General features: G+C 44.6%; 19 protein-coding genes. 15 read left to right on the top strand and 4 right to left on the bottom strand.

Translation table 11 applies throughout. The annotated features are described in order from the left end of the window. Positions 1-286 precede the first annotated feature (286 nt). The 14 genes from nirB (at position 287) to JMY08_RS00690 (ending at position 17,051) form a co-directional block, all read left to right on the top strand. On the top strand, positions 287-2,896 hold the full coding sequence (nirB, locus tag JMY08_RS00755) for a nitrite reductase large subunit NirB (protein WP_201588517.1): 2,610 nt from the start codon (positions 287-289) through the stop codon (positions 2,894-2,896). 162 nt (positions 2,897-3,058) lie between these two features. After that, on the top strand, positions 3,059-3,418 hold the full coding sequence (nirD, locus tag JMY08_RS00750; protein WP_201588515.1) for a nitrite reductase small subunit NirD: 360 nt from the start codon (positions 3,059-3,061) through the stop codon (positions 3,416-3,418). Positions 3,419-3,738: 320 nt separating this feature from the next. Next, entirely contained in the window at positions 3,739-5,142 is a 1,404-nt protein-coding gene (locus JMY08_RS00745; RefSeq protein ID WP_201588513.1) for a flavin-containing monooxygenase, read from the top strand. After that, a complete protein-coding gene (locus tag JMY08_RS00740) occupies positions 5,139-6,032 on the top strand; it encodes a bile acid:sodium symporter family protein (RefSeq protein ID WP_201588511.1) in 894 nt (297 codons plus the stop codon). Before JMY08_RS00745 ends, JMY08_RS00740 begins: the two co-directional genes overlap by 4 nt. Further along, entirely contained in the window at positions 6,025-6,957 is a 933-nt protein-coding gene (locus JMY08_RS00735) for an SDR family oxidoreductase (RefSeq protein ID WP_201588509.1), read from the top strand. Before JMY08_RS00740 ends, JMY08_RS00735 begins: the two co-directional genes overlap by 8 nt. 34 nt (positions 6,958-6,991) lie before the next feature. Further along, complete coding sequence (locus tag JMY08_RS00730) at positions 6,992-7,774, top strand: SDR family oxidoreductase (protein ID WP_201588507.1); 783 nt, start codon at positions 6,992-6,994, stop codon at positions 7,772-7,774. Positions 7,775-8,012: 238 nt separating this feature from the next. Then, positions 8,013-8,423: a hypothetical protein gene (locus JMY08_RS00725; RefSeq protein ID WP_201588505.1), complete on the top strand. Its 411-nt coding sequence runs from the start codon at positions 8,013-8,015 to the stop codon at positions 8,421-8,423. Positions 8,424-8,601: 178 nt separating this feature from the next. Next, positions 8,602-10,788 (top strand): FAD-dependent oxidoreductase, encoded by a 2,187-nt coding sequence (locus JMY08_RS00720; protein WP_201588503.1) that lies wholly within the window; start codon positions 8,602-8,604, stop codon positions 10,786-10,788. A gap of 51 nt (positions 10,789-10,839) precedes the next feature. Further along, on the top strand, positions 10,840-12,147 hold the full coding sequence (locus JMY08_RS00715; RefSeq protein ID WP_201588501.1) for an ABC transporter substrate-binding protein: 1,308 nt from the start codon (positions 10,840-10,842) through the stop codon (positions 12,145-12,147). Then, positions 12,144-13,913 (top strand): ABC transporter permease, encoded by a 1,770-nt coding sequence (locus JMY08_RS00710; RefSeq protein WP_201588499.1) that lies wholly within the window; start codon positions 12,144-12,146, stop codon positions 13,911-13,913. Before JMY08_RS00715 ends, JMY08_RS00710 begins: the two co-directional genes overlap by 4 nt. Positions 13,914-13,999: 86 nt before the next feature. Continuing rightward, positions 14,000-14,644 (top strand): ATP-binding cassette domain-containing protein, encoded by a 645-nt coding sequence (locus JMY08_RS00705; RefSeq protein ID WP_201588497.1) that lies wholly within the window; start codon positions 14,000-14,002, stop codon positions 14,642-14,644. A gap of 49 nt (positions 14,645-14,693) precedes the next feature. After that, positions 14,694-15,335 (top strand): CDP-alcohol phosphatidyltransferase family protein, encoded by a 642-nt coding sequence (locus JMY08_RS00700; protein WP_194619708.1) that lies wholly within the window; start codon positions 14,694-14,696, stop codon positions 15,333-15,335. 24 nt (positions 15,336-15,359) lie between these two features. After that, positions 15,360-16,166: a sterol desaturase family protein gene (locus JMY08_RS00695; RefSeq protein ID WP_201588489.1), complete on the top strand. Its 807-nt coding sequence runs from the start codon at positions 15,360-15,362 to the stop codon at positions 16,164-16,166. Between the two features lie 231 nt (positions 16,167-16,397). After that, positions 16,398-17,051, top strand: a complete 654-nt coding sequence (locus JMY08_RS00690; RefSeq protein ID WP_194619712.1) for a DsbA family oxidoreductase — start codon at positions 16,398-16,400, stop codon at positions 17,049-17,051. Positions 17,052-17,225: 174 nt separating this feature from the next. Here the strand turns inward: JMY08_RS00690 and JMY08_RS00685 are convergent, their stop codons facing one another. Further along, complete coding sequence (locus JMY08_RS00685; protein ID WP_194619714.1) at positions 17,226-17,834, bottom strand: TetR/AcrR family transcriptional regulator; 609 nt, start codon at positions 17,832-17,834, stop codon at positions 17,226-17,228. 279 nt (positions 17,835-18,113) lie between these two features. Here JMY08_RS00685 and JMY08_RS00680 point away from each other — a divergent pair, with 279 nt between their 5' ends. Next, on the top strand, positions 18,114-18,647 hold the full coding sequence (locus tag JMY08_RS00680; RefSeq protein WP_201588488.1) for a peroxiredoxin-like family protein: 534 nt from the start codon (positions 18,114-18,116) through the stop codon (positions 18,645-18,647). 186 nt (positions 18,648-18,833) lie between these two features. On the opposite strand, the gene ppc is transcribed toward JMY08_RS00680, so the two are convergent. The 3 genes from ppc to JMY08_RS00665 all read right to left on the bottom strand — a co-directional run bounded on the left by ppc (position 18,834) and on the right by JMY08_RS00665 (position 23,984). Beyond that, complete coding sequence (gene ppc, locus JMY08_RS00675; protein ID WP_201588484.1) at positions 18,834-21,614, bottom strand: phosphoenolpyruvate carboxylase; 2,781 nt, start codon at positions 21,612-21,614, stop codon at positions 18,834-18,836. Positions 21,615-22,161: 547 nt separating this feature from the next. After that, positions 22,162-23,550, bottom strand: a complete 1,389-nt coding sequence (locus JMY08_RS00670) for a Na+/H+ antiporter NhaC family protein (RefSeq protein WP_201588482.1) — start codon at positions 23,548-23,550, stop codon at positions 22,162-22,164. Between the two features lie 92 nt (positions 23,551-23,642). Then, positions 23,643-23,984, bottom strand: a complete 342-nt coding sequence (locus tag JMY08_RS00665) for a 4a-hydroxytetrahydrobiopterin dehydratase (RefSeq protein ID WP_201588480.1) — start codon at positions 23,982-23,984, stop codon at positions 23,643-23,645. Positions 23,985-24,106: the final 122 nt, after the last annotated feature.

Below are 24,106 nucleotides of genomic sequence, written 5' to 3'. Positions count from 1 at the left end.
CACTTTAGTGCATCAATACTTATCACCTCATTGCCAAATGATCGATTAATGTTTTATTTACCATCATCGTCAACCTCCTCATAAATGCCTTGCGACCTTGTAAATACGCGATGAGCGTCATACGTATTCGTCTGAATTTTTTAGCAATCCCCTTAAATACAAAGCGCTATATAACAGTGCTTGGCACAGTTATTGAAGGTGTAATTGGTGTAGGCACTAAATATTGCTAACCATCATAACGTTTAGATCACGATATTTAGACAACCCCATTACTAAGGATAAGCGCATGAGCAGCACTATAGTGAGTACACCAAATAAAGCTAAGTTAGTGGTGATTGGCAACGGTATGGTCGGGCACCATTTCGTTGAGCGAGCCATAGAACAAGGGCTACATGAGAAATTTGAGATTCATGTGTTTGCAGAAGAAGACCGTCCGGCTTATGATCGTGTGTATTTATCGAGCTATTTTGAGCATAAAGATATCAGTAAGTTAAATTTAGTTGATTTGAGCGCCTATGCCGCTGCCCAAATTCAATTACACCTGAATCAGCGCATTGTAGATATCGATGCAACCAATCAATACATCATCACTGAAGCTGGCGAGCAGATTGAATATGGTGAGTTGGTACTGGCAACAGGCTCCTATCCGTTTGTACCACCCATTCCAGGACGTGAACATCCGCATTGCCACGTATACCGAACCATTGCCGATTTAGATGACATTCTTGCCATTGCTGAGCGCCCAACAGTCAGAAAGGGCGTGGTCGTGGGTGGTGGACTGCTGGGACTTGAGGCAGCAAAAGCACTGGTCACTTTAGGGCTAGAGACTTATGTTGTAGAGTTCGCCCCGCAACTGATGGGTGTTCAGCTTGATGCTGCTGGCGGTGAAATTTTGAAACGAAAAATTGAAGCCCTCGGGGTCAAAGTATTAACTGGCAAGAATACCCAAGCCATTATTGACAATACCGATGCCCTGTCAAAAAACAGAAATAACACCAGTGAAGATCAGTGTCACTTAACCATGCAATTCACCGATGATACCTCGCTTGATACCGATATGATCGTCTTTAGTGCGGGTATTCGTCCGCAAGATGGCATTATCAAAAACAATCCTGAGTGCGGCATTGAGATAGGTGCACGAGGTGGTATTTTAATTGACGAACAATGCCGCACCAATGCCGCGCATGTCTACGCTATCGGCGAATGCGCGGTGTGGGATAACAAGATATTTGGCTTAGTAGCACCAGGCTACAGCATGGCGAGTATTTGCGCGGCACAAATCACAGGAGATCATTCGCAAACCTTTACGGGCGCTGATATGAGCACCAAGCTCAAACTGATGGGCGTCGATGTTGGTAGTATTGGCGACGCCCATGGCAGCAGCGCGGACAGCTTGAGCTATTTGTACCAAAATCCTGCTGAGGGCATTTATAAGAAACTGGTCACAACGCCTGATAACAAACGCTTGCTTGGCGCAGTATTGGTCGGCGATACCGAAGACTATAACAATCTATTACAGCTATATCTCAACGACATCGACCTACCTGCCCACCCTGAAAGCCTCATACTACCCAACGTTGAAAAACCGAAAATGGGTATAGAAAATTTACCAGATAGTGCAACGATTTGCTCATGCTACAACGTCACCAAAGGCGATATTTGCGCGGCGGTCGAGAACGGTGCGTACTCCATTGCCGAAGTGAAGTCTTGTACTAGTGCAGGTACAGGATGTGGTGGCTGTGCGCCTATGGTGAAAGACACTTTAAGCTACCAGTTAACGACCCTTGGGTTTGAGGTCAATAACGACTTATGTGAGCACTTTGCCTATACCCGTCAAGAGCTCTATAGCTTGATTCGTGTCCATGGCATCAGAACCTTTGATGCTCTGTTGGATGAGCATGGTAACGGTCATGGTTGTGAGATTTGCAAACCTACGGTCGCCTCCATCTTGGCCTCATGCTGGAATGATTATGTGCTCAAGCCTGAACTGACACCGTTGCAAGATAGCAATGACTATTATCTGGGCAACATACAAAAAGACGGCACCTATTCTGTCGTACCTCGTGTGCCAGGTGGTGAAATCACCGCCGATAAGCTGATCATCCTCGGACAAGTCGCCAAAGAGTTTAATTTGTATACCAAAATCACAGGTGGGCAACGCGTGGATCTATTTGGGGCACGTTTAGACCAATTGCCTGATATTTGGACACAATTGGTGCAAGCTGGCTTTGAGACTGGTCACGCTTATGGTAAGTCTTTGCGTACTGTTAAATCGTGTGTGGGTAATAATTGGTGTCGCTACGGTGTCGATGACAGTGTCGGCTTAGCGCTCACCTTAGAGGATCGTTATAAAGGAGTACGTTCACCGCATAAGATAAAGATGGGCGTGTCCGGATGTACACGCGAGTGTGCAGAGGCACAGAGCAAGGACTTTGGCATTATCGCCACTGAGAATGGTTGGAATTTATTTGTCTGTGGTAATGGTGGTATGACCCCGCGTCATGGTGAGTTGTTTGCCACTGATCTTGATAGCGACACGGTCATCAAATACATCGATCGCATTATTATGTTTTATATAAAAACAGCAGATAAACTCCAACGAACTTCAAAATGGCGTGAGAGCTTAGAAGGTGGATTGGAATATCTACAAGCAGTCATTATTGAAGACAGCTTAGGCATCGCTGACGAGCTAGAGGCGCAGATGCAGCTGTTAATCGACAACTATGTGTGTGAGTGGAAAGCCACCATCACCGATAGCGAAAAGCTCAAACGTTTCCGTCATTTCGTCAATAGTGAGCAAGGAGATGACAATGTGGTCTTTGTCACCGAGCGCGAGCAAATTCGCCCCGCAACCGATACTGAAAAAACTCAAATCCTAGTGACTGAGCTGGCTTAATCAACGCCCAAGATAGTCGGTTTAAGATAATGAAGAGACAATTAATAAACTAGGAAGGCGAATGACAGCACTATCAATAGTCGATCGAGCCAGCCTAACACCGTCTCTGATTTATCTAAGACTGTCTATACTCTCCGATAATATACGAATAAGGATAACCCAATGACTCAATATACGGTTTGTAGATTAGAAGACATTCTCCCTGAGACTGGTGTTTGTGCGCTCATAGATGGCAAACAAGTGGCTATCTTTCGCACCAAAGAAACTAAGCTGTTCGCGCTTGATAATTATGACCCTTTTAGTCAGGCCAATGTATTGTCTAGAGGTTTAATCGGTGGCACTACCATTACCAACGCAGCTGGCCTTAGTGAAGCAGTACTGTATGTAGCCTCACCTATTTATAAGCAGCGCTTTAATCTGGTAACAGGCCAATGTTTAGATGATGAAAGTATTATACTCAACACTTATAAGGTTGATCATGATGGGAGCAATGTGGTGGTCAAATATAATTTGCAGGGTTAGCTAGGTTAACGCCGTAGCACTTTTATGGTGAGCCAGCTATATATCTTATCGTTCTCTCAATAGTCTTAAACAGCCTTTAAATCTAAGATTTAAAGGCTGTTTTGTTGTTTGTTATGTTTAATAATTTTATGAAAGGTCATGACAGTCCGTAATCAAATAACGGCATCCAAACCCGTATCGCTGATGAGAGTGGCAGTACAGACCTTGATAGTTATGATTTCTCTAACCTTATTCTTGAACGGCCTAACGACATAGACTAATATAATGCTCATACCCAATTAGGATGGGTGCAATACGATCATAAATTTGAGGGAACAACTATGTATGCTGTCATTGGTGCCGGTCCAATGGGACTAGCCACCGCCCGTAATCTCCAAAAACTTAATATTCCTTTCGTTGGCTTTGAGCTGCACAGTGATGTAGGTGGCCTATGGGATATTGATAACCCTCATAGCACCATGTACGAAACAGCCCATCTGATATCCTCCAAACAGATGACCGAGTTCAAAGCGTACCCCATGCGCGACTCTGTTGCCTGCTACCCACACCATAGCGAGCTGCGCCAATACTTCCAAGACTTTGCCGATCAATTTGACCTCAAATCCCGTTATGAATTCTCTACTCGAGTCATCAGTGCTAGCCCCGAAGGTGATGGTTGGCGCGTAATCAGTGAGTGCAATGGCGCGCAGCAGTCGCGACTGTTTGATGGGGTGCTGATTGCCAATGGCACTTTACATAAGCCAAATATGCCAACCTTGCCGGGCGAGTTCGCCGGTCAGTTGATGCATTCCTCCGAGTATCGTAACCCCTCAGTATTCAAAGATAAGCGCGTACTCATCGTCGGCTGCGGTAATTCTGGTGCGGATATTGCGGTAGATGCCGTTCATCATGCAAAGTCAGTAGATATTAGCTTACGACGTGGCTATTATTTCTTGCCTAAATTTATCAAAGGTCGCCCTATCGATACGTTAGGCGGCAAAATCAAGCTACCACGGCAAGCCAAGCAGCGCATGGATGCAGCGATGATCCGTATGATCATTGGCAAGCCTTCAGACTATGGTCTACCAGATCCTGACTATCGAATGTACGAGTCGCATCCAGTCGTTAACTCGTTAGTGCTCCACCATTTGGGTCATGGTGATATTAAGCCGCGACGTGATATAAGCGGTATTAAAGGGCATACGGTGAGCTTCAGCGACGGTGAGAGCAGCGATTATGACTTGATTCTGATGGCGACTGGCTATTTACTCGACTATCCTTTTATTGATCGTAAGCACCTTAACTGGCCTGCCATGCAACATGCACCGCAGCTGTATATGAATGTCTTTCATCCTGAATATGACAATTTGTTTATGATGGGTATGGTAGAGGCTGCTGGACTTGGCTGGGAAGGTCGCAATCAACAAGCGCGTCTGGTCGCGTTATATATTAAGCAGCGCGAGCAAAATAGCGCAGCGGCTGACAACTTCGATGTGGTCAAACGAGCGCTGAGTGGCGTGACACTCGATGGTGGTTATGACTACATCAAGCTGGCGCGAATGGCTTATTATGTCAATAAAGAAGAATATCTTGCCACACTTGCTGAGCATATCGCTAAACTGCAAATGGAGGAAGGCGAACAAGAGACTGACAATAAAACCTTCGGCAATAACCCCTCTATAGGTCGCCGCTTAAGACACAAAATCTTTAATAGAAAAGATCGTCAGTCGGATACGTCAGTATGAGTGGCGCGTTACCGATCGTCTTCGATCCTGCCAGCTTAATTATGCTCAATGTCATCATGGCTTTAATGATGTTCGGTGTCTCACTGACCTTACGCCTTGAGGACTTTAAACGTATTATCCTAGCACCCATTGCGCCTATAGCTGGTCTGTTTGCACAGTTTTTCCTGTTACCGCTAGCGACCTGCCTATTTACTTGGGCATTGAATGTCGATCCAGATCTGGCGTTAGGGATGATTTTGGTGGCTTCTTGTCCTGGTGGTAGTTTCTCTAATATCATGACTTGGCTGGCACGGGGCAATGTCGCTGTCTCTGTGAGTATGACGGCGGTTTCGAGCTTGGTAGCTACCGTATTGACGCCGCTGAACTTTGCTTTTTATGGTTGGCTCAATCCACATACGCGACAATACCTGACCCAAATTACGCTTGAACCGAGTAGCATTTTATTACTAGTGCTCTTGGTTTTGGCCGTGCCTTTAGTGATTGGTATGTTGACCGGTCGCAAATTCCCCAAACTGGTTGCCCGTAGCGAAAAACCGTTACGCATCATCTCATTACTAGTGTTTTTAGCTTTTGTCGCTATCGCCTTTTCCAACAATTTTGACTTATTTATCGAACGTTTTAACAGTTTTTTTTGGTTGGTGGTGGCTCATAATTTACTGGCACTATCGCTCGGCTATGGCATGGGTAAAGCGCTTAAACTGCCCGTTGCTGATCGCCGTGCAGTCACTATGGAAGTCGGCATTCAAAACTCAGGACTGGGCTTGGTCATTCTGTTTACTTTTTTCCCGCAAGCGGGCGGCATGATGCTGATTACCGCCTTTTGGGGCGTCTGGCATCTGGTGTCAGGCCTGACACTTTCACAAATTTGGGCACGGAGGCCATATGATTAAACGCATACTTATCACGGGCGCAGCAGGCTATATCGGTCATCAATTAGGTAATAGACTGGCCGCGCATTACTCTGTCATAGGCACGGACATCTGCACGCGTAAAGACCTAGACTTTCCGATTAAAATACTAGATATACGTGATGCCGACCTAGCTCAGCTGCTTATCGATGAGCAAATCACTCATGTGATTCATTTGGCCTCCATCCTGCAAGCATCAAAAGATCGAGCACGGGATTTCGATATCGATGTTAACGGCACTCATAATGTCCTAAAGTGCTGCGTACAAGCTGGCGTTCGGCACCTGACTGTTACTAGCTCAGGAGCGGCTTATGGTTATCATGCAGACAATCCAGAATGGATCGATGAGCATGATGCGCTGCGAGGCAATCGTGAATTCGCTTATTCTGATCATAAGAGACAAATAGAAGAATTGCTGAGCGATTTTCGTCAAAATCATCCGCAGTTGCAGCAGCTTATCTTTCGACCTGGTACTGTATTAGGTGCTGACACCCGCAACCAAATCACTGGATTGTTCATGGCGCCGCGTATTCTTGCGCTCAAAGGCAGTGACTCCCCTTTCGTCTTTATTTGGGATCAAGATGTTATAAATGCGATGGAAATGGGTATTCGAGAAGATAAATCTGGCATCTTCAATATGGCTGGTGATGGCGCACTGACCATGAAGCAGATTGCACATAAGCTCAATAAGCCACTATTAACCTTGCCCGTTTGGCTAGTCAAAGCAGCACTACAAGTCGAGAAATGGCGCGGCAAGCCTACTGGCCCCGAACAAGTTAACTTTTTGCGTTATCGTCCGGTACTTGCTAACCGTCGTCTCAAAGAAGATTTTGGCTATCAACTGACCAAAACCTCCGCTGAAACCTTTGATTATTTTGTCGAAGTCAATGGACTGCGTAAATCTTGAAGAGATTGAATCTGTTTTTCTAAAGGAGCTTATTATGACCGTTACTTTGATAACTGGCGCCGCATCGGGACTGGGCTTAGCGATGGCTCGCCATTGGTATAATGCTGGTCATCGCTTAGTGCTCATCGATATAGATGCACAGGCTTTAAATGCACGAGCAACTGAGTTTACTGATACGGACAGAATCATGATGGTCGTCACCGATATCACCCAAGCTGATGATATTGCTTCACTCATTAATCAGCTATATGAGCGCTTTGGACGGCTTGACCTACTGGTAAATAATGCTGGCATCACTCACCGCTCACCAGCGCATCAGACTGACCCAGCAGTATTCCGCAAGGTGATGGCTGTAGATTGGCAAGGCGCAGTAGAGCTAACGATGGCGGCACTACCTTTACTGCGAGAGTCTCGTGGTCAAATTGTTTGCATCGGCTCAATGGCAGGCTGGATGCCAGTTCCTGGACGCGCCGCTTATTGCGCTGCTAAAAGTGCACTGACCCAGTTCTTTGAAGTACTGCGCTTAGAATTAGAAGCTGACGGTATTCATATATTGATGGTGTATCCGAGCTTCTTAGACACGCCTATCGAAAGTCATGCGCTCGGTCATGATGGTAATACTGCCAACCATCCACGCTCAGTCATCGGCAATATTCGCAGTGCTGAGTGGATGGTTGAGCGTATTGATAAAAGCTTGACCCAGCACAAACGCTGGATATTGCCCGAACCTGTCTCACGCTTTGGTAGTATCTTATGGCGCATCGCCCCCAGTATTTACTTACGACAAGTACGCAAACGTTTTGCAAATGATCTTTAGAAATAGTCTTCGATAACGCGCCACTATCTTCAATGGCCGTATTCCAAAATCGTCACAATATGCCCTTGCATTATTTTGTAACATCTTACAGCTATAATTGAGCAATCACTCAACATAAAGCAAACACTTCTTACTCATGTCTGTCACATAAAAACCTTCTAATAACAGGCGTAAAAACCTCACTTTAACCCACCCTATTTTGAACTCGCTTTCAAACTTTATTAAAAAGAAATAACTTATGCCAAAACATCTCCCTTTGTCTTTACTGTTGCTTCGAATAGGTATTTTTATTGTCTTCTTATTTTGGACGCTCGACAAATTTGTCAATCCTGACCACACCGCCAATGTGTTTTCTAAATTTTATGCATTAGAAGGCTTAGGCACCAGTATCGTATACGTTATTGGTAGCTTACAAATCATACTGATCTTCTCGTTCGTAATGGGTTTATTTAAAAAATGGACATACGGCATTGTCTTATTGCTACACGCGGTTTCTACTTTTGCCACTTTCGGTCTCTATCTCACTCCTTTCGACAATCTATTGTTCTTTGCTGCATGGCCGATGTTGGCAGCATGTATCGCCTTATTTTTGATGAGAGATTGGGATACTTTAAGCTTAGGCAAAAAGACGTCACCGACTTTATCCTAAGAAAGTTGATAATCAGTCTGAATATCATTATAGTTTACTAAAAACGAATATATCGCTACGAACAACGAAAAAGTAGATTATAGTAGGACTGATGACATCGCTATGTGTTTGTATATAAGACTTTTTTAGATTTTATCACTCACACACCCCTTTGCATTATTATTTAGCTGGATAATCCATGATTAAGAAAATAGTTTTAATATTAGCCGTATTGATGTTAGTCATTGGCTTTTTTTACTTTGACCTCAACCAATTATTAACACTTGAGGGTTTAAAAGGCTCGATGGATCAATTCGACCAATATAAAGCGCAGTCACCATGGTTGGTTATTGGTGGCTTCTTTTTAGTCTATATATTAGTCACGGCATTATCTTTACCTGGCGCTGCCATTATGACTTTGGCAGCTGGGGCGTTGTTTGGCTTGGTTCAAGGCTTATTGGTCGCCTCGTTTGCCTCAAGTATTGGTGCCACACTGGCCTTTTTGACCTCACGCTATTTACTGCGCGATTCTATCAAGCAGCGTTTCCCCGAGCGTCTCGACTCTATTGACGCAGGCGTAAAAAAAGAAGGGGCCTTTTATCTATTTACCTTACGCCTCGTTCCAATATTCCCATTTTTCTTAATCAATCTATTGATGGGTGTCACCGCGATTAAGGCAAGGACCTTCTATTGGGTCAGCCAAGTAGGTATGCTCGCTGGTACTTTCGTCTATGTCAATGCAGGTACGCAGTTGGCACAAATCGAGAGCTTGTCAGGCATCTTATCTTTCAATTTGATTGCCTCGTTCGCGCTACTAGGATTTTTCCCGTTGATAGCTAAAGGCATCTTAAATACGATAAAAAAACGCCGCGTCTACAAAAATTACACCAAACCAAAGAAATTCGATCGCAATATGATTGTCATTGGTGCGGGTGCTGGCGGTCTAGTCACCAGTTATATCGCGGCCACTGTCAAAGCAAAAGTCACGCTGATTGAAGCGGGTGAGATGGGCGGCGACTGCTTAAACTACGGCTGCGTACCCAGTAAAGCCCTTATCAAAAGCGCGAAAGTTGCAGAGCAAATGCGCAATGGCGAACGCTATGGTCTCAATAATATTCAACCAGAATTTTCATTCAAAAATGTCATGACACGCATCCATAAAGTTATCGCTGACATCGCGCCAAATGACAGCGTCGAGCGTTATACGGAATTGGGTGTCGAAGTGTTAAAAGGTTATGCTAAATTTATCGACCCATGGACGGTAGAAATTGCGCTAAACGATGGCGGCACGCAGCGACTCACCGCACGTTCGATTGTTGTCGCCACTGGTGCCCGTCCATTTATCCCAGACTTGCCAGGTCTGGAAGAGACCGGTTATGTGACGAGCGATACGCTATGGAATAAGTTTACTGAATTGGAAGAAGCACCGAAAAAGCTCGTCGTACTTGGCGGCGGGCCTATCGGCTCTGAGCTCGCACAAGCCTTTGCCCGCTTGGGTTCCAATGTAACCCAAATCGAAAGAGGCGCGCGTCTGATGAAAAAAGAAGACGTGGAAGTTTCAGAATTTGCGCAGCAAGTGCTCGTCGAAAGTGGCGTGAATGTCTTAACCTCGCATCAAGCGATTCGCTGTGAGACTCGCGATGGTAAAAAATTCATTATCATTGAGCAGTTAGACAACCATACAGACAAGCAATACAGTCAAAATAAGCAAGAGATCGCTATTGAATATGATGAGTTGCTTTGTGCCGTTGGGCGTAGTGCCCGCCTCGAAGGCTATGGCTTAGAAGCGTTGGGCATCGAAACGGAACGTACTATCAATACCGATGACTACCTAGAAACTCTTTATCCTAATATCTACGCCGCAGGTGATGTCGTCGGCCCTTATCAATTTACCCATGTGGCTTCCCATCAGGCATGGTTCGCCGCAGTAAACGGTTTGTTTGGACATCTAAAGAAATTCAAAGTCGATTATCGCGTGATTCCGTGGACAACCTTTATCGATCCAGAAGTCGCACGTGTTGGCTTAAATGAGCAAGAGGCCATCGAAAAAGGCATCGATTTTGAGATCACCCGCTACGACTTTAAAGACTTAGATCGTGCGGTGACTGAAAGCGCCAATGTCGGCTTTATCAAAATCATTACACCTAAAGGCAAAGACAAAATACTTGGCGTGACCATCGTCGCTGAGCATGCTGGTGATATAATGCCTGAGTTTATACTGGCCATGAAGCATGGTTTAGGGCTGAATAAAATACTCGGCACCATTCACATGTACCCGACATGGGCGGAAGGCAATAAATACGCGGCTGGTGAATGGAAACGCAATCATGCGCCTGAAAAAGTATTAAACTTGCTTGAAAAGTACCATACATGGCGTCGAGGTTAGTTGGGTTTTTATCAACTGTGCTGAGAATATATCATCATAACGGAAACTCAAATGCACGTTATCAAGTCCTTGCAAGCCTCATCAACCTTAAAAAACCTAAGCCGCTATAGCATCTATGCTATGGCGCTTGGCATTTGTATGGGTATTTCTGCCAGTACCGCTTCTACTACCAATGTATCAGATGATAAGAGTCTGTCGCACTGGCAACAGGTGCAAGAAACCGGCAAAAACCAAGAAGTCTATTTCTATGCGTGGGGCGGCGACCCACAGATCAACGCCTATCTACAGTGGGCAGCCGAGCAAGTAGATGATAAATATAATATCAATTTAGTCCATGTGAAATTAAGCGACACCAGTGAAGCGGTCAGTCGCGTGCTGGCGGAAAAATCAGCCAATAACAATGATGAAGGCAGCGTGGATCTCATCTGGATTAATGGCGCGAACTTTGCCACCATGAGTGAAAACTCATTATTGCTCAAGCAATGGGCGAATAAGTTACCTAACTTTGCCCTTACTGATCCAGAAAACAACCCTACGGTGAACTTTGATTTTGGTGTACCCACCAATGGCATGGAAGCACCATGGGGACAAGCCTCGCTGACTTTCTACTACGACCGTTTATCGACTGATAAGCCACCAATGACTCTGAATGAGCTGGTCAATTGGACAGCACAAAATCCTGGACGTTTTAGCTACCCAAAGCCACCAGACTTTTTAGGAATGAGCTTTTTAAAATATGCCTTAGTCATGCTGCACGAACAACATGATGCTCAAACAGGTGAAAATACCAAGGCACAGCTCAACCTGCCAGCCACTGAGCAAAATACCGATCTGGTATTAGATCCGCTATGGACATTTTTGGATGACTTGCATCCAACACTATGGCGCAAAGGCGAGCAATTTGTACAAACGGGCGCGCAGATGCGGCGCTTAGTCGATGATACCGAGCTGAGCTTGGCCTTTACTTTTTCTGCACCTGAAGTGCCAGCGGCCGTACAGCGTTATGATTTACCCGAGAGTATTCGTAGCTACGCAATGAGTGATGGCAGCTTAAGTAACACACATTTTGTGGCCATTCCTTATAATGCCAGCCATCCACAAGCGGCGCAGTTAGTCGCAAATTTCTTGATGAGCCCAGAAGCACAGGCCAAAAAACAAACGCCTTCTATATGGGGTGATAAAACGGTACTCGTCCAGTCTACACTCGACCCTGAACAACAAGCTTTATTTAAGAACAACCAGCCACACCCTAGCGCCCTGCCCTTTGATAGCATCAAACGCACTGTCAGTGAACCACATCCAAGCTGGGTTGATGCCATTATGCAAGGCTGGCAGACACGTTATGGGGTCAGCCCATGAGTGACGTTTCTAACGATAAAACCACTGATGCAAGCGCTAGAATGCCTGCATCTTATAAGACAGACCTCTTTACGCGTATCGTATCTTTTAGTCCAAAATTTTTGCTGCTACTGCTGATATTGCCGGTGCTCGGTGGTTTGGTCAGCGTACTGCTGCCTGCGTTTAGTTGGCTGCCTGCACTTGAGCAAACGACTTTTAGCCTACAAGGCTTTAACGATCTTTGGCAGACGCCTGGTCTTACTCAAATGGCTGCGCTAAGCATCGCTACTGGACTACTAAGCACGCTACTCGCTTTCGTCATGACCTTGATGATATTGGCAGCGTTTTTTAATAGCATTTGGCTCACTCGTATTGAGCGTTTGCTGAGTCCAATTTTGGTTATTCCTCATGCAGCGGCAGCCATTGCGGTGGGGTTTTTAATTGCGCCTTCTGGCATGTTTTCACGGCTCATTTCACCGTGGTTAAGCGGTTGGGAATTGTCACCGGATGGTATGTTTCCACATGACCCTTATGGCATTAGTATCATTTTGGGTTTAACCTTAAAAGAGCTGCCGTTTTTATTATTAATGGCATTAGGTGCATTGGCACAACCAGAGCTGGGTAAAAAGCTGCATCAGCAATATAGAGTCGCGCTCAATCTCGGCTATTACCCCATCACTGCTTTTTTTAAAGCCGTCCTCCCTATCCTCTACCCCGTATTACGTCTGCCTATTTTAGCCGTCCTTGCCTATGCCAGTGCCAGTGTTGAGATGCCATTGATATTGGGTCCAAACACACCGCCCACACTCGCGGTCACGATTATGCAATGGTTTAATGATGTTGATCTAAACCTACGTATACGGGCTTCGGCAGGCGCGTTATTGCAACTGGCTTTGACGGGCGGATTAATCGGCTTGTGGCTTGCTGCTGAAAGAGCCATAAAAATTTGCTGTAATCAGTCATTGATTAATGGCAAGCGCAACTATGCCGATGCCTTAATGCAAAAAATGACCGCAGTTTTGACCACTGTGGTCATTGGTTTTATATTACTGGCACTCATGGGTCTGTTCATGTGGTCAGTGGCAGGCTTTTGGCGCTTTCCAGCCGTATTGCCCGAGCAGTTTGTGTTATTACATTTTCAAAGCGCCTTTATGCAAATGGGCACGCCACTATTTAACACCCTTACGATCGGTATAGTAAGTACCTTATTTGCTATCGTCCTTGCTTTATTATGCTTAGAAGCCGAACAACTAAGTAGCAAGCCTCTTTCAAAATTTACCAGTTTAATCATCTATTTGCCGCTGTTAGTACCCAGCATTGCCTTTTTATTTGGCTTGGTATGGTTGCAACAATTGGTCAATAATCAAACGGCATTTTTTAATGTGGCGTTTACGCATTTATTGTTTGTACTGCCCTATGTGTTTTTATCGCTTGCTAGCAGCTATCGACGTCTAGACCCTCGTTTTGCTCATGTGGCAGCCAGTCTTGGCGCGACGCCAGCCAAAGTATTTTTGCAGGTCAAACTACCGCAGCTGTTTGCGCCTCTTTTAATTGCTATTGCGCTTGGTTTAGCGATTAGCTTTGGACAATACTTACCGACGTTATTAGCAGGCGGCGGACGTATCGCCACTATCACCACAGAAGCTGTGACTCTCGCCAATGGTGCCAGTAGGCGCACCAGTGCGGTGTATGCCATCATTCAAATGGTCTTACCATTGATTGGCTTTATATTGGCGTGGGTACTGCCAAAATATTTCTTTAAAAGTGGTAGAAATAGCAGTCGTTAAAATGGTTTATTTTGAATAAAAACAGTTTCAAAAAACGCTGGTTTTGAACAACAACTCACTATAAAAATGCAGATAAAGGGTTTTTGATGCCATCATCTTTACAGATAAAAAACTTACAATTGTATCGGAAAGACGCGCTATTACTGAGCTTAGATGAGCAGATTGCAGGCGGTGAGATACTCACCATTATGGGCCCATCTGGCAGTGGTAAATCAAGCTTATTAAACTGGCTGACAGGCACATTACCACACGGCTTTACCGCGACTGGTGAGGTTTGGTTAAATGAGCAAAACGTGAGCCATCTACCGACGCACTTACGTCATATCGGCGTGCTCTATCAAGATGCGCTACTGTTTTCGCATTTATCAGTCGCAGGTAATATTGCCTTTGCGATGCCCAAAGACAATAAGCAGCGTGATAAAAGACAGCGCCTCGAAAAAATAGAACACGCCCTTGAGCAAGTGGGTTTAGCAGGTATGAGCAATCGCCATCCTGACAATCTGTCTGGCGGTCAGCAAGCACGTGTTGCCCTACTACGCACTCTATTGAGTGAGCCAAAAGCTATCCTACTCGATGAACCTTTTAGCAAGCTCGACACCCAGCTTAGAGCCGAGACCCAACAGTTAGTATTCAATCAAATCCGTACCCATAAACTTCCGGCTATCATGGTCACCCATGATCATAGTGACGCTGAAGCAGCAGAAGGTAAAGTCATTAATCTTGGTCATTAATCTTAGTTATTAACTTTAGTTTTTAGCGGTAATATAAAAAGGTAATTGCATGCTAGATAAGTTTATTACACCCGTTATCAAGCCTATATTAACGCCCATAGTCATCATGTTACATAAGCGCGGCGTTACTGCTGATCAATTGACAGTGGTCGGTTTTATTATCGGCATGCTAGCTTTACCACTACTGGCTAATCAGCTCTGGTTTGGCGCACTTATCGCTATTGCTCTGAATCGTATTTTTGATGGCTTAGATGGCGCACTCGCACGTCATGCCAATCAAAGCTCAAGCGCAGGAGGCTACTTAGACATTACCCTCGATTTTTTATTTTATGCTGCCGTGCCGCTTGGCTTTATCTTGGCAAATCCTGAACAAAACGCTATTGCAGGGGCATTATTACTCGCCGCCTTTATTGGTACTGGCTCTAGCTTTTTAGCGTTTGCCATTGCTGCTGAAAAATTTGCATTAGACAAGCCGCAGTTTAAATACAAAAGCTTTTATTATTTGAATGGTCTCACAGAAGGCACTGAAACCATCGCATTGTTTGTCGCCTTTTGTATTTGGCCACAGCAGTTTGTCTTACTGGCCAGTGTTTTTGCGGCTGCCTGCGCTGTTACTATTTTTACCCGTATATATGGCGGTTACCAAACCCTCAAACGTCTAGAAGCAGACAGCCATTCAAACAGCATATAAACAGAATAAGTAAAGAGGTAGCCAATGACGAATGAGATATGGTGGCGACTGGGCTTCTTTTTCAGCATATTAATGATCATGATGCTGATTGAATGGCGCATGCCAGCACGTAAAGCTCCGATCAAAAGCAACAAGCGCTGGTTGGCTAACTTTGGCTTGGTGCTAGCATCATCAATTGTGGCGCGTTTGGCCGTACCAATAGGTCTAACGGCGGTTGCGCTGTATAATCAGCAGCACGGAATTGGCTTGTTCAATATGCTCGATTTATCCATTTTAGTGTCTATCATATTGAGCTTGCTCGTGCTCGACATCATTATTTATTGGCAGCATCGATTGTTCCACCGAGTGCCCATTCTATGGCGCTTGCATAAAGTCCATCACGCTGATGCTCACGTAGATACCAGCACAGGGCTCAGGTTTCATCCTATTGAAATAGTCTTAAGTATCTTGGTCAAACTCTTCGTCGTCAGTGCGTTGGGTGTGCCTGCCGTAGCCATATTAATATTTGAAATCGTCTTAAATGGCTTGGCGATGTTTAATCATGCCAATATTCGTCTGCCACCTGCCATTGAAAAGCCTGCGCGTTTAATATTAATGACGCAAATTTTACATCGTATCCATCATAGCCAACGCGTGTCTGAAACCAATTCAAACTATGGGTTTAGCGTTATTTGGTGGGATAAAATCTTTGGTAGCTACAAGAGCGACGCTCAGAAGCCGGATAATGAGCTCGATATTGGGCTAAAAGAATATCCATCACCCAAACAAAACGCCTCGCTATGGGGATTGTTAGCGATGCCATTCAAAGATAATTCACTTAAAAGTAAATGATATGCTTTATCAGTCGTTAGTGATCGTGGTAACGTCAATGACGAGGCAGTACAAGCGTTCTTTAATACCGTATTCATTAAGCGTCAAATTTTAGAAGCGGTCTTTGTTGCCGCCCAAAAAGTCACGGAAAATACACCAACTATTTGGCTAACATGCCAATAGATAGTATCTTTCAAACATATGCATGGCACGAAGCTGGTTAATTAAAAACTAAAAAGATAAGGAATCACTATGAATAATTCAGAAAAACCATTACGAATAGATATCGTATCGGACGTGGTTTGCCCTTGGTGTGTCATCGGTTATCGACAATTGGCTGAAGCACTCAAGCAAACGAACACCGCCCATGAAATTCATTGGCATCCATTTGATCTGAATCCTGACACCCCACCTGAAGGCCAGAACTTGCGTGAGCATATCGCTAAGAAGTACGGCTCAAGCAAGGAAGAGTCTGATGCTAGCCGCGCAATGATGACTAAGGCTGGTGCAGAAGTGGGTTTTGAGTTTAATTTCACTGAAGAAACTCGCACTTATAATACCTTTGATTTGCATCAGTTATTGCATTGGGCTAATCAACAAGGTCGAATGCATGATTTAAAGCAAGCCCTATTTGCCGCTCACTTTACCAACGCTAGAAATATCGCTGACACAGAAGTGCTGGCAGATATTGCAGCGGAGATTGGCTTAGATCGTAGCGAAGCCTTAGCGGTGCTAACAGATCAACGCTTTGCTGAAGACATACGTCAATCCCAGCAGCAGTGGCGTCAGCAAGGCATTCAAAGCGTACCCTCTGTTATCTTTAATCAAAAGCATTTGGTGAGTGGCGCACAAGGCGTTGAGAACTTCAAAAATATCTTACAGCAACTAGCAGAACTGCCAGATTAATTGGTATTTCTCGTTAGGGCTAAAGTCTTTTTTAAAGCGTAGCTACTAGGGCGTGCCCTCATTTAAAATAAAAGGGCTACTTGAAGCTTTAAACTTCGAGTAGCCCTTTTTAGGTTCTATCCATTTATAAAATGAATGGACAATGCTGATTGATTTTTAGCCTAGCAACCATACTCAGCTAGCAAACGAGTCATTGCGCATCTCTTCTATAGAAGATGCCATGTCTTCCGCCAGCGCATGCACCGCAGCACTATCGACATCACGCTGAGCAAAGGCACGCAGTCCCATGACTTCTGCCTGCAAACGACGTCCTAGCCTAACCGCATCAAGCTCACTATCAATCTCACCCAGCCGCTGCGCTTCAACGAAACATTCCGTAAAGCGTGTCTCCAAGCCCGCCAGTAATTTTTCGACTTTATCTAATGCTGACTGCTCTCGAGCCCCAAGCTCCAGTAAGCTTTTGACCAACATACAGGCCCGACTTGGTATTTTTTGGTCGCGGATACCACCCAGTTGGCGCATATAAGCCGCCAAACCTAATAAAGGTGACTCATGGCTAGCTAGTACGCGTTCAAGCTCCATCAGTGCGGCATGGGCGTAATGCTCTAGCGCTTCTTGAAACAGGCCATTCTTATTGCCAAATGCAGCATAAATACTACCCGGGCGCATATCGAGGACTTGTTCGATATCTTTTAGAGAGGTGGCATGAAAGCCTTTTTGCCAGAACAGCTGTATAGCGCGTTCTAAGGCTTCTTGACGATTATATAGCGTGGTACGTGACATAATATTTTCCAATTTCTCAAAGCCATGACTCCTATATGAAGTCAGTATGGCTATATCGTATCGTTTGAGTAATTATTCAATTTTAACTTGAATGATTGCTCAAGTCCAGTTAAAGTAAGGTCAACTAGCCTCCAATGGAGTGTTAGGTGGGGTTTATGTAAAGCTCGTTCATAAACACTAAACAAATCATAATTGACTGACTATAAGAAGCTTGATTTAATAATCGAATCTTTTAGCTTTCGTTATTCACATTATTATAAAAATTCAAAGGATAAAAACATGCAATCAAATGACTCTCAAAAACTTCGTGCCGGTTCTCAATTCCCTGATCTACAGGTACAGATGCGAGATGGCGAAATGCAATCGTTGGGTAAGCCTGAAAATGGTCACGATTGGAAATTAGTGGTTGTTTATCGAGGCAAGCACTGCCCGATTTGTACTAAATATCTTAACCAGTTAGAAACGGTCAAAACGTCATTTGCCGACGCTGGTGTCGATATCATTGCCGTATCAGCTGATAGTAAGCAGCAGTTAGAAACCCATCTAGAAGAATTAGACATCAACTTCCCGATCGCTTACGGCTTGACAGTTGAGCAGATGAACACGCTAGGGCTTTATATCTCTGATCCACGCTCAGAAAAAGAGACCGATCATCCTTTTGCAGAGCCTGGTGTATTCGTTATCAATGCCAAAGAAGATATCCACATTATTGACATCTCTAACGCGCCTTTTGCTCGACCTGAGCTTGAATCGCTTGCCAGTGGGTTGTCTTATATTCGAGGAAATGACTACCCGATTCGTGGCACGCATTAATAGCCATAAAAATACCACGGCTACTACTAGGGCATATTCTCATCTTAAAATAAGGACACGCCCTAGACGTGACATCGAAGAAGATAATATCTTAAAACATCAAAAGCCCCTCAAACTATAAAGTTTGAGGGGCTTTTTACATAGATCAACGCAACAGACCCTAAACTGAATCAATGCTTAGCAGCGCTAACCGGTATTGCGTAAGCCCGCTGCCAGTGCATTGATACTACGGATTAATGGGTCTTCTACGTTGATATCATCATGATCAGCATATTCCATCGTATCTTGTTGTCTGGCACGCTTTAACAGCTCAATCTGTATATAGTTAATAGGGTCTAGATAAGCGTCTCGCCATTGCAGGGATGCCGCAAGGTTTTGTTGATTGGATAACAAAGAGTCTTGCTCAAGCAGAGAGTTTAAGCCTGAATTGGTCAGCGTGTATTCATCGGTGACTGCTGTCATAATCTGTTCACGTAACGGTTCATCATCACATAGTTGGCTATAGGCCTGTGCAATATTCATATTGGCTTTGGTAAAAGCCATTTCGATATTACTGATAAATACGCTGAAAAATGGCCAGTGTTTATTCATCTCTTTCATTAGTGCTTCGTCAGCTTTGACACTATGCAGCGCACTACCTACGCCATACCAAGCAGGTAAAGTAAAGCGTGCTAATGACCAACCGAAAACCCAAGGAATGGCTCGCAAAGTCGTCTTACTTGGCAGGCCTTTTTTACGATGGGCTGGGCGTGAGCCAATATTTAATAAAGAGATTTCTTGTACTGGGGTTACCTGCGAGTAGAATTTATAAAACCCTTCAGTATGATCGGTCAGCTCACGATAACGTTGCTCGCCCGCGTCTGCTAAGCGTGCAAACAAGTCTTCATAATTTGGCAGCTCAGTGGGTTGCACCACGAACCTTGAGGAGCAGGCTTTGAGTGTGCCCGTGATCGCCATGGTCAGCTCAAATACTGCGGTATCGGTATTGGCATACTTAGCGTAGAGAACTTCACCTTGCTCAGTCACTTTAATCTGACCATGCAGTGTGCCCGCTGGTTGCGCAGCAATGGCTTTGTGCGTTGACCCACCACCACGGCTCACTGAACCGCCACGACCATGGAATAAGCGGGTTTTGATGCCATATTTTTCAGCAATGCTATTGATAGTTTGCTGTGCGCTATAAAGCTGCCACGCCGAGGTGATGATGCCGCCATCTTTCGATGAGTCTGAATAACCTAACATGATTTCTTGAGTGTTATCTGAGTGTTTCAGCAACCCGCGATACAGTGGATTGTCTAACACGGCAGGCAAGATTTTATCGATATTTTTGAGATCTTCGATGGTTTCAAACAACGGTGCCACTGGTAAGTCAGCAGACAATTGACCTTCATCATCAAGCCTGCATAGGCCTGCAAACCGCATTAATAGCAATACTTCTAATAGCTGACTGGCGTTGTTGGTCATCGAGATCACATAACTGCCAAAGGTGTCAGCGCCAACAAGTTTTCTTAACATTGCGACTGAATTCATCAGTGACAATTGCTCACGTGTTTTGTCTGTCAAGTTATCGGTATAGATAAGTGGCGTGCCGGGTTTTTCTAGTAAGCGTGTCAGCCACTCTTGACGTTCGGTTTCGCTTAGCGCTTGATAATCTGGTAGGTTCGAGGCACTGGCAAAAATATCAGCAATAACCTCGCTATGGTACGAGGACTCTTGACGGATATCGAGCGCTGCTAAATGAAAGCCACAGGTTTTGACCAAACGAATCATATCGAGCAATAACCCGTCTGCATGTGCCGTATCGTGTGTATTCACACTATGACGGATAATGCGTAAATCTTCTAATAACTCTTCTGGATTGCGATAAGCATCCTTTTCGGCCTCAACATCAGTGCCTTTGCTCTGAATGCGGCGATTGGTCGCTTTGACTTTAGTAAGGATGACAGAGAGCAATCGACGATAAGGCTCATTGCCATAGTCATCGAGATTATAATCAAACACCCGTTGATCAAGCTCACCGTAACTGGTGATTTTGGCATATACGTCAGGTGAAACGGTGACAGTCGTATCACTATGGATGAGCTGGCGACGCAGTTTTTTTAGTAGCACTTGGTAGTGACGCAACACAGTATCCGCATGCATTAAGACGGCAAGCTCTGTGGTCTCAAAAGTCACGAAAGGATTGCCATCTCTATCGCCGCCGATCCACGAACCGAAGCTCATAAATGCAGGTAACGGATAGTCTGTCAGCTCTGGATAGATATCAACAATGGCTTTTTTGATATTACGATATACCTTTGGGATGGCATTAAACAAGCTGGCGTTAAAATAATGTAAGCCATTATTGATCTCATCATATACCAACGGCTTACGCGTTCGCACTTCATCAGATGACCATAACAAGTCAATCGTTTGCGCCGTTTGCTCTTTGGCCTGCTCGTAAGCAAAACTGTTTTCGGTCAAATTGTTTAAGGCATCGCTATGCGTGAATAGACTTTGTAAGATGTTCATCGTGGTACGGCGACGAGCTTCAGTAGGATGCGCGGTGAATACAGGCGTAAACTTTAGCTGATCAATCAGCTCCTGCATTTGAGCGGGCTCGATATTACGCTCACGACACTCAAGCAATGTACGACGAAACGAGCCTTCCCAGCTGTGCTCAGACTGCATGCGCTGCGCGTGACGTTGCTCTCGCAAGTAATTTTCTTCGCTTAAATTGGCTAAGAAAAAATAGATAGAAAACCCGCGTATGACGTTTTTTAAGGTTTGATTGTCCAAAGAAGCAATAAAGTCAATGAGCTGCTGTTTATGGGCTTCATTAGGCTCACGGCGCTGCTGAATAAAACCTTTACGCAGCGTCTCAATCGTATCTAGCGTCTGCTCACCAGATTGGCGAGAGATGGCATCGCCAAGCAATGAACCCAACAAGCTGGTGCGTTTACGTAGTACGTTATTATCTAGTGTCATCTTCAACCTTCTTATTAAATGAGTGAGTACCAATGAGTGAGTAACATAGTAAAGTTATGATTTTAGTTGCTTAACCTATGGCTGTTTACTGATATAAATAATTCGCTTTTATTATTTTAGCTGCCCAAGCAATTTACCACATTAACCATAGCAAAACTATCGAACCTCGATAACATAACCAAGCTCTAAAATTGCAGACTCACTCTAGGGCGTGTCCTCATAGACGAAAAATATAAAATACGACAAGAAGTTAACCCTTTGTATGCATATTGCTGTCACTAACACAGCGATTTTATGAGTTATTCATCATTGCACTCAAACACGATATATAGTCAAAATACCCCAGAAACGCTACGATACTGCTGATATATCGATATTACTTTTCACTGACTATACCAGCCCAAAACTTAGCAAAAAGCCTCGTGAGCTTGCACTACGAGGCTATATTTGAGGCGTGTTATCAATGATAGTTATGATGTAATGTCGAGATAGTCATAAGCAGTCAGCTCATAAAAATAGAATCTGACATCATTATCTTTTTCTTGATTTATTGCTTCTCTATTCGACTGATAGTCACCCCTGTAAAGCCGAATAATATCGTCAACAGTAGGGACAAATAACAGAAGAATGCATAAGGCAGATAATCAAGCACGGGCACGCCTAACGCTTGGCTGATAAACACACCGCACACACTCCAAGGCACTAACGGATTAATAACCGTACCGGCATCTTCAATCGTACGAGACAGATTCTTAGGATGTAAATTCAAACGCTCGAACGTCGGACGAAAGGCAGTACCTGATAGTAAGATACTTAAATACTGCTCACCAATCAGTACGTTGATGCTTAGAGCAGACATGGCAGCGGCAAATATGGCGCGTCCTGATGTGGTTAATGTGTCTTTGATCCCTAATAACAATGCTGGCAAAATACCCAATGCCGTTAGTAGTCCACCAAGACTGAGTGCCAATATCACAATCGCTTGGGTAAAGAACATACTCTGCACACCGCCGCGCGATAGCATGCCCCCTACTTCACCCAGCTCTAATGATTCAGCGGGCGCATAGCCTGCAAATAGATAACCACCTAATTGTCCAAAGCTCGGTGAGCTGTGCAAATAAGTAATAATCAATGCTGCCACAATGGTACAGATAATCGTATAGATAGCATTGACGCGAAAGATAGCCAATCCAACCAGCACGACAAAAGGCAATACCGCATAGCCTTGTACCAGTCCACTTTCAATCAACTGCCCTTGCAAGATAGTCACCTGACTCAAATCAGAGCCAGCAGTCTGACCTGAGAAAAACCAAAAAATAATGACCGTCAGTATCCACGCTGGTACCGTGGTGTACATCATATTGCGAATATGCTCAAACAAATCAATACCTACCACCGATGAAGCAATGGTACAGGTGTCCGATAATGGCGACATTTTATCACCGAAAAACGCGCCTGATACCACAGCACCCGCCGCAATCGCCACGTTGGCATCAAACGCATTACTCATCCCAATAAAAGCCACGCCCAATGTCGCGGCAGTGGTCAAACTACTGCCCAAAGCAATACCGATAATAGAAGTCAGCACAAAGGCAGAGATATAGTAATACTCAGGAGAAATCAGCTGAAAGCCAAAATACATCAGCGTTGGAATGGCACCAGACATCATCAAGGCGGCGACCATTAAACCGATAAAGAAAAACAGATAAATGGCACCGATACCACGCATAACACCTGATGCCATTTGCGACTGCATATCATCAAAGCTTAGCCCTTTAAACAGACCAATGCCTAGCAAGACACAGATAGCGAGAATCAATGATAAATGTGGTACCCAGCCAAAGCCAATCATGGTGACACCCATGATGGCGATGACAATGGCAGAAATCATAAAAGCAAGTTGAGGCGAAATTTGGGTTAATATCTTTGGCGGCATCACACGTCCTTAGCTTGCCAGCTATATCTGGCATAGAGGTTGGCTTTGAGTGTGGCAAGTTTAATGAGTTGCAATGCTTATTGCTACCCTCATCACTTACCAAATAGGCTATCGGTCTTTGCAGCCATGACAAAGTCATTGCGATGCAACCCTTTAATACTATGCGACCACCACGTTACAGTGGCTTTGCCCCACTCTACCAAGATGCCAGGATGATGCCCTTCTGCTTCAGCGATTTCTGCCAATTGATTGGCAAACGCCATCGCCTTGACGAAGTTTTTAAATTTATATTGGCGTTGCAATTGTTTGATACCATCGACGTCAATCAATGACCAATCTGGAATTTGCTGTAATAGCTCGCTTGCCTCAGCAGCCTCAACTGTTGGTGCACCAATACGGCAGGCTTCACAGCTGGCTTGTGATAATGTCGTCATTATAATTTCCTTTTATGTTGATCGTTGTTTTTTTAGTAAACATACGTCCGTGTTGACGCTGTTCTTATTGCTGCATGATTCAAATAATGCTGTGCTTCCCAACCATGCATTAGGGCGTGTCT

Origin of the sequence: Psychrobacter sp. Pi2-51 (assembly GCF_904846665.1) — a bacterium.
GTDB lineage: Bacteria > Pseudomonadota > Gammaproteobacteria > Pseudomonadales > Moraxellaceae > Psychrobacter > Psychrobacter glaciei.
Note: the sequence above shows the minus strand (reverse complement) of the source record. Positions and strands in the feature narration are given on the sequence as shown.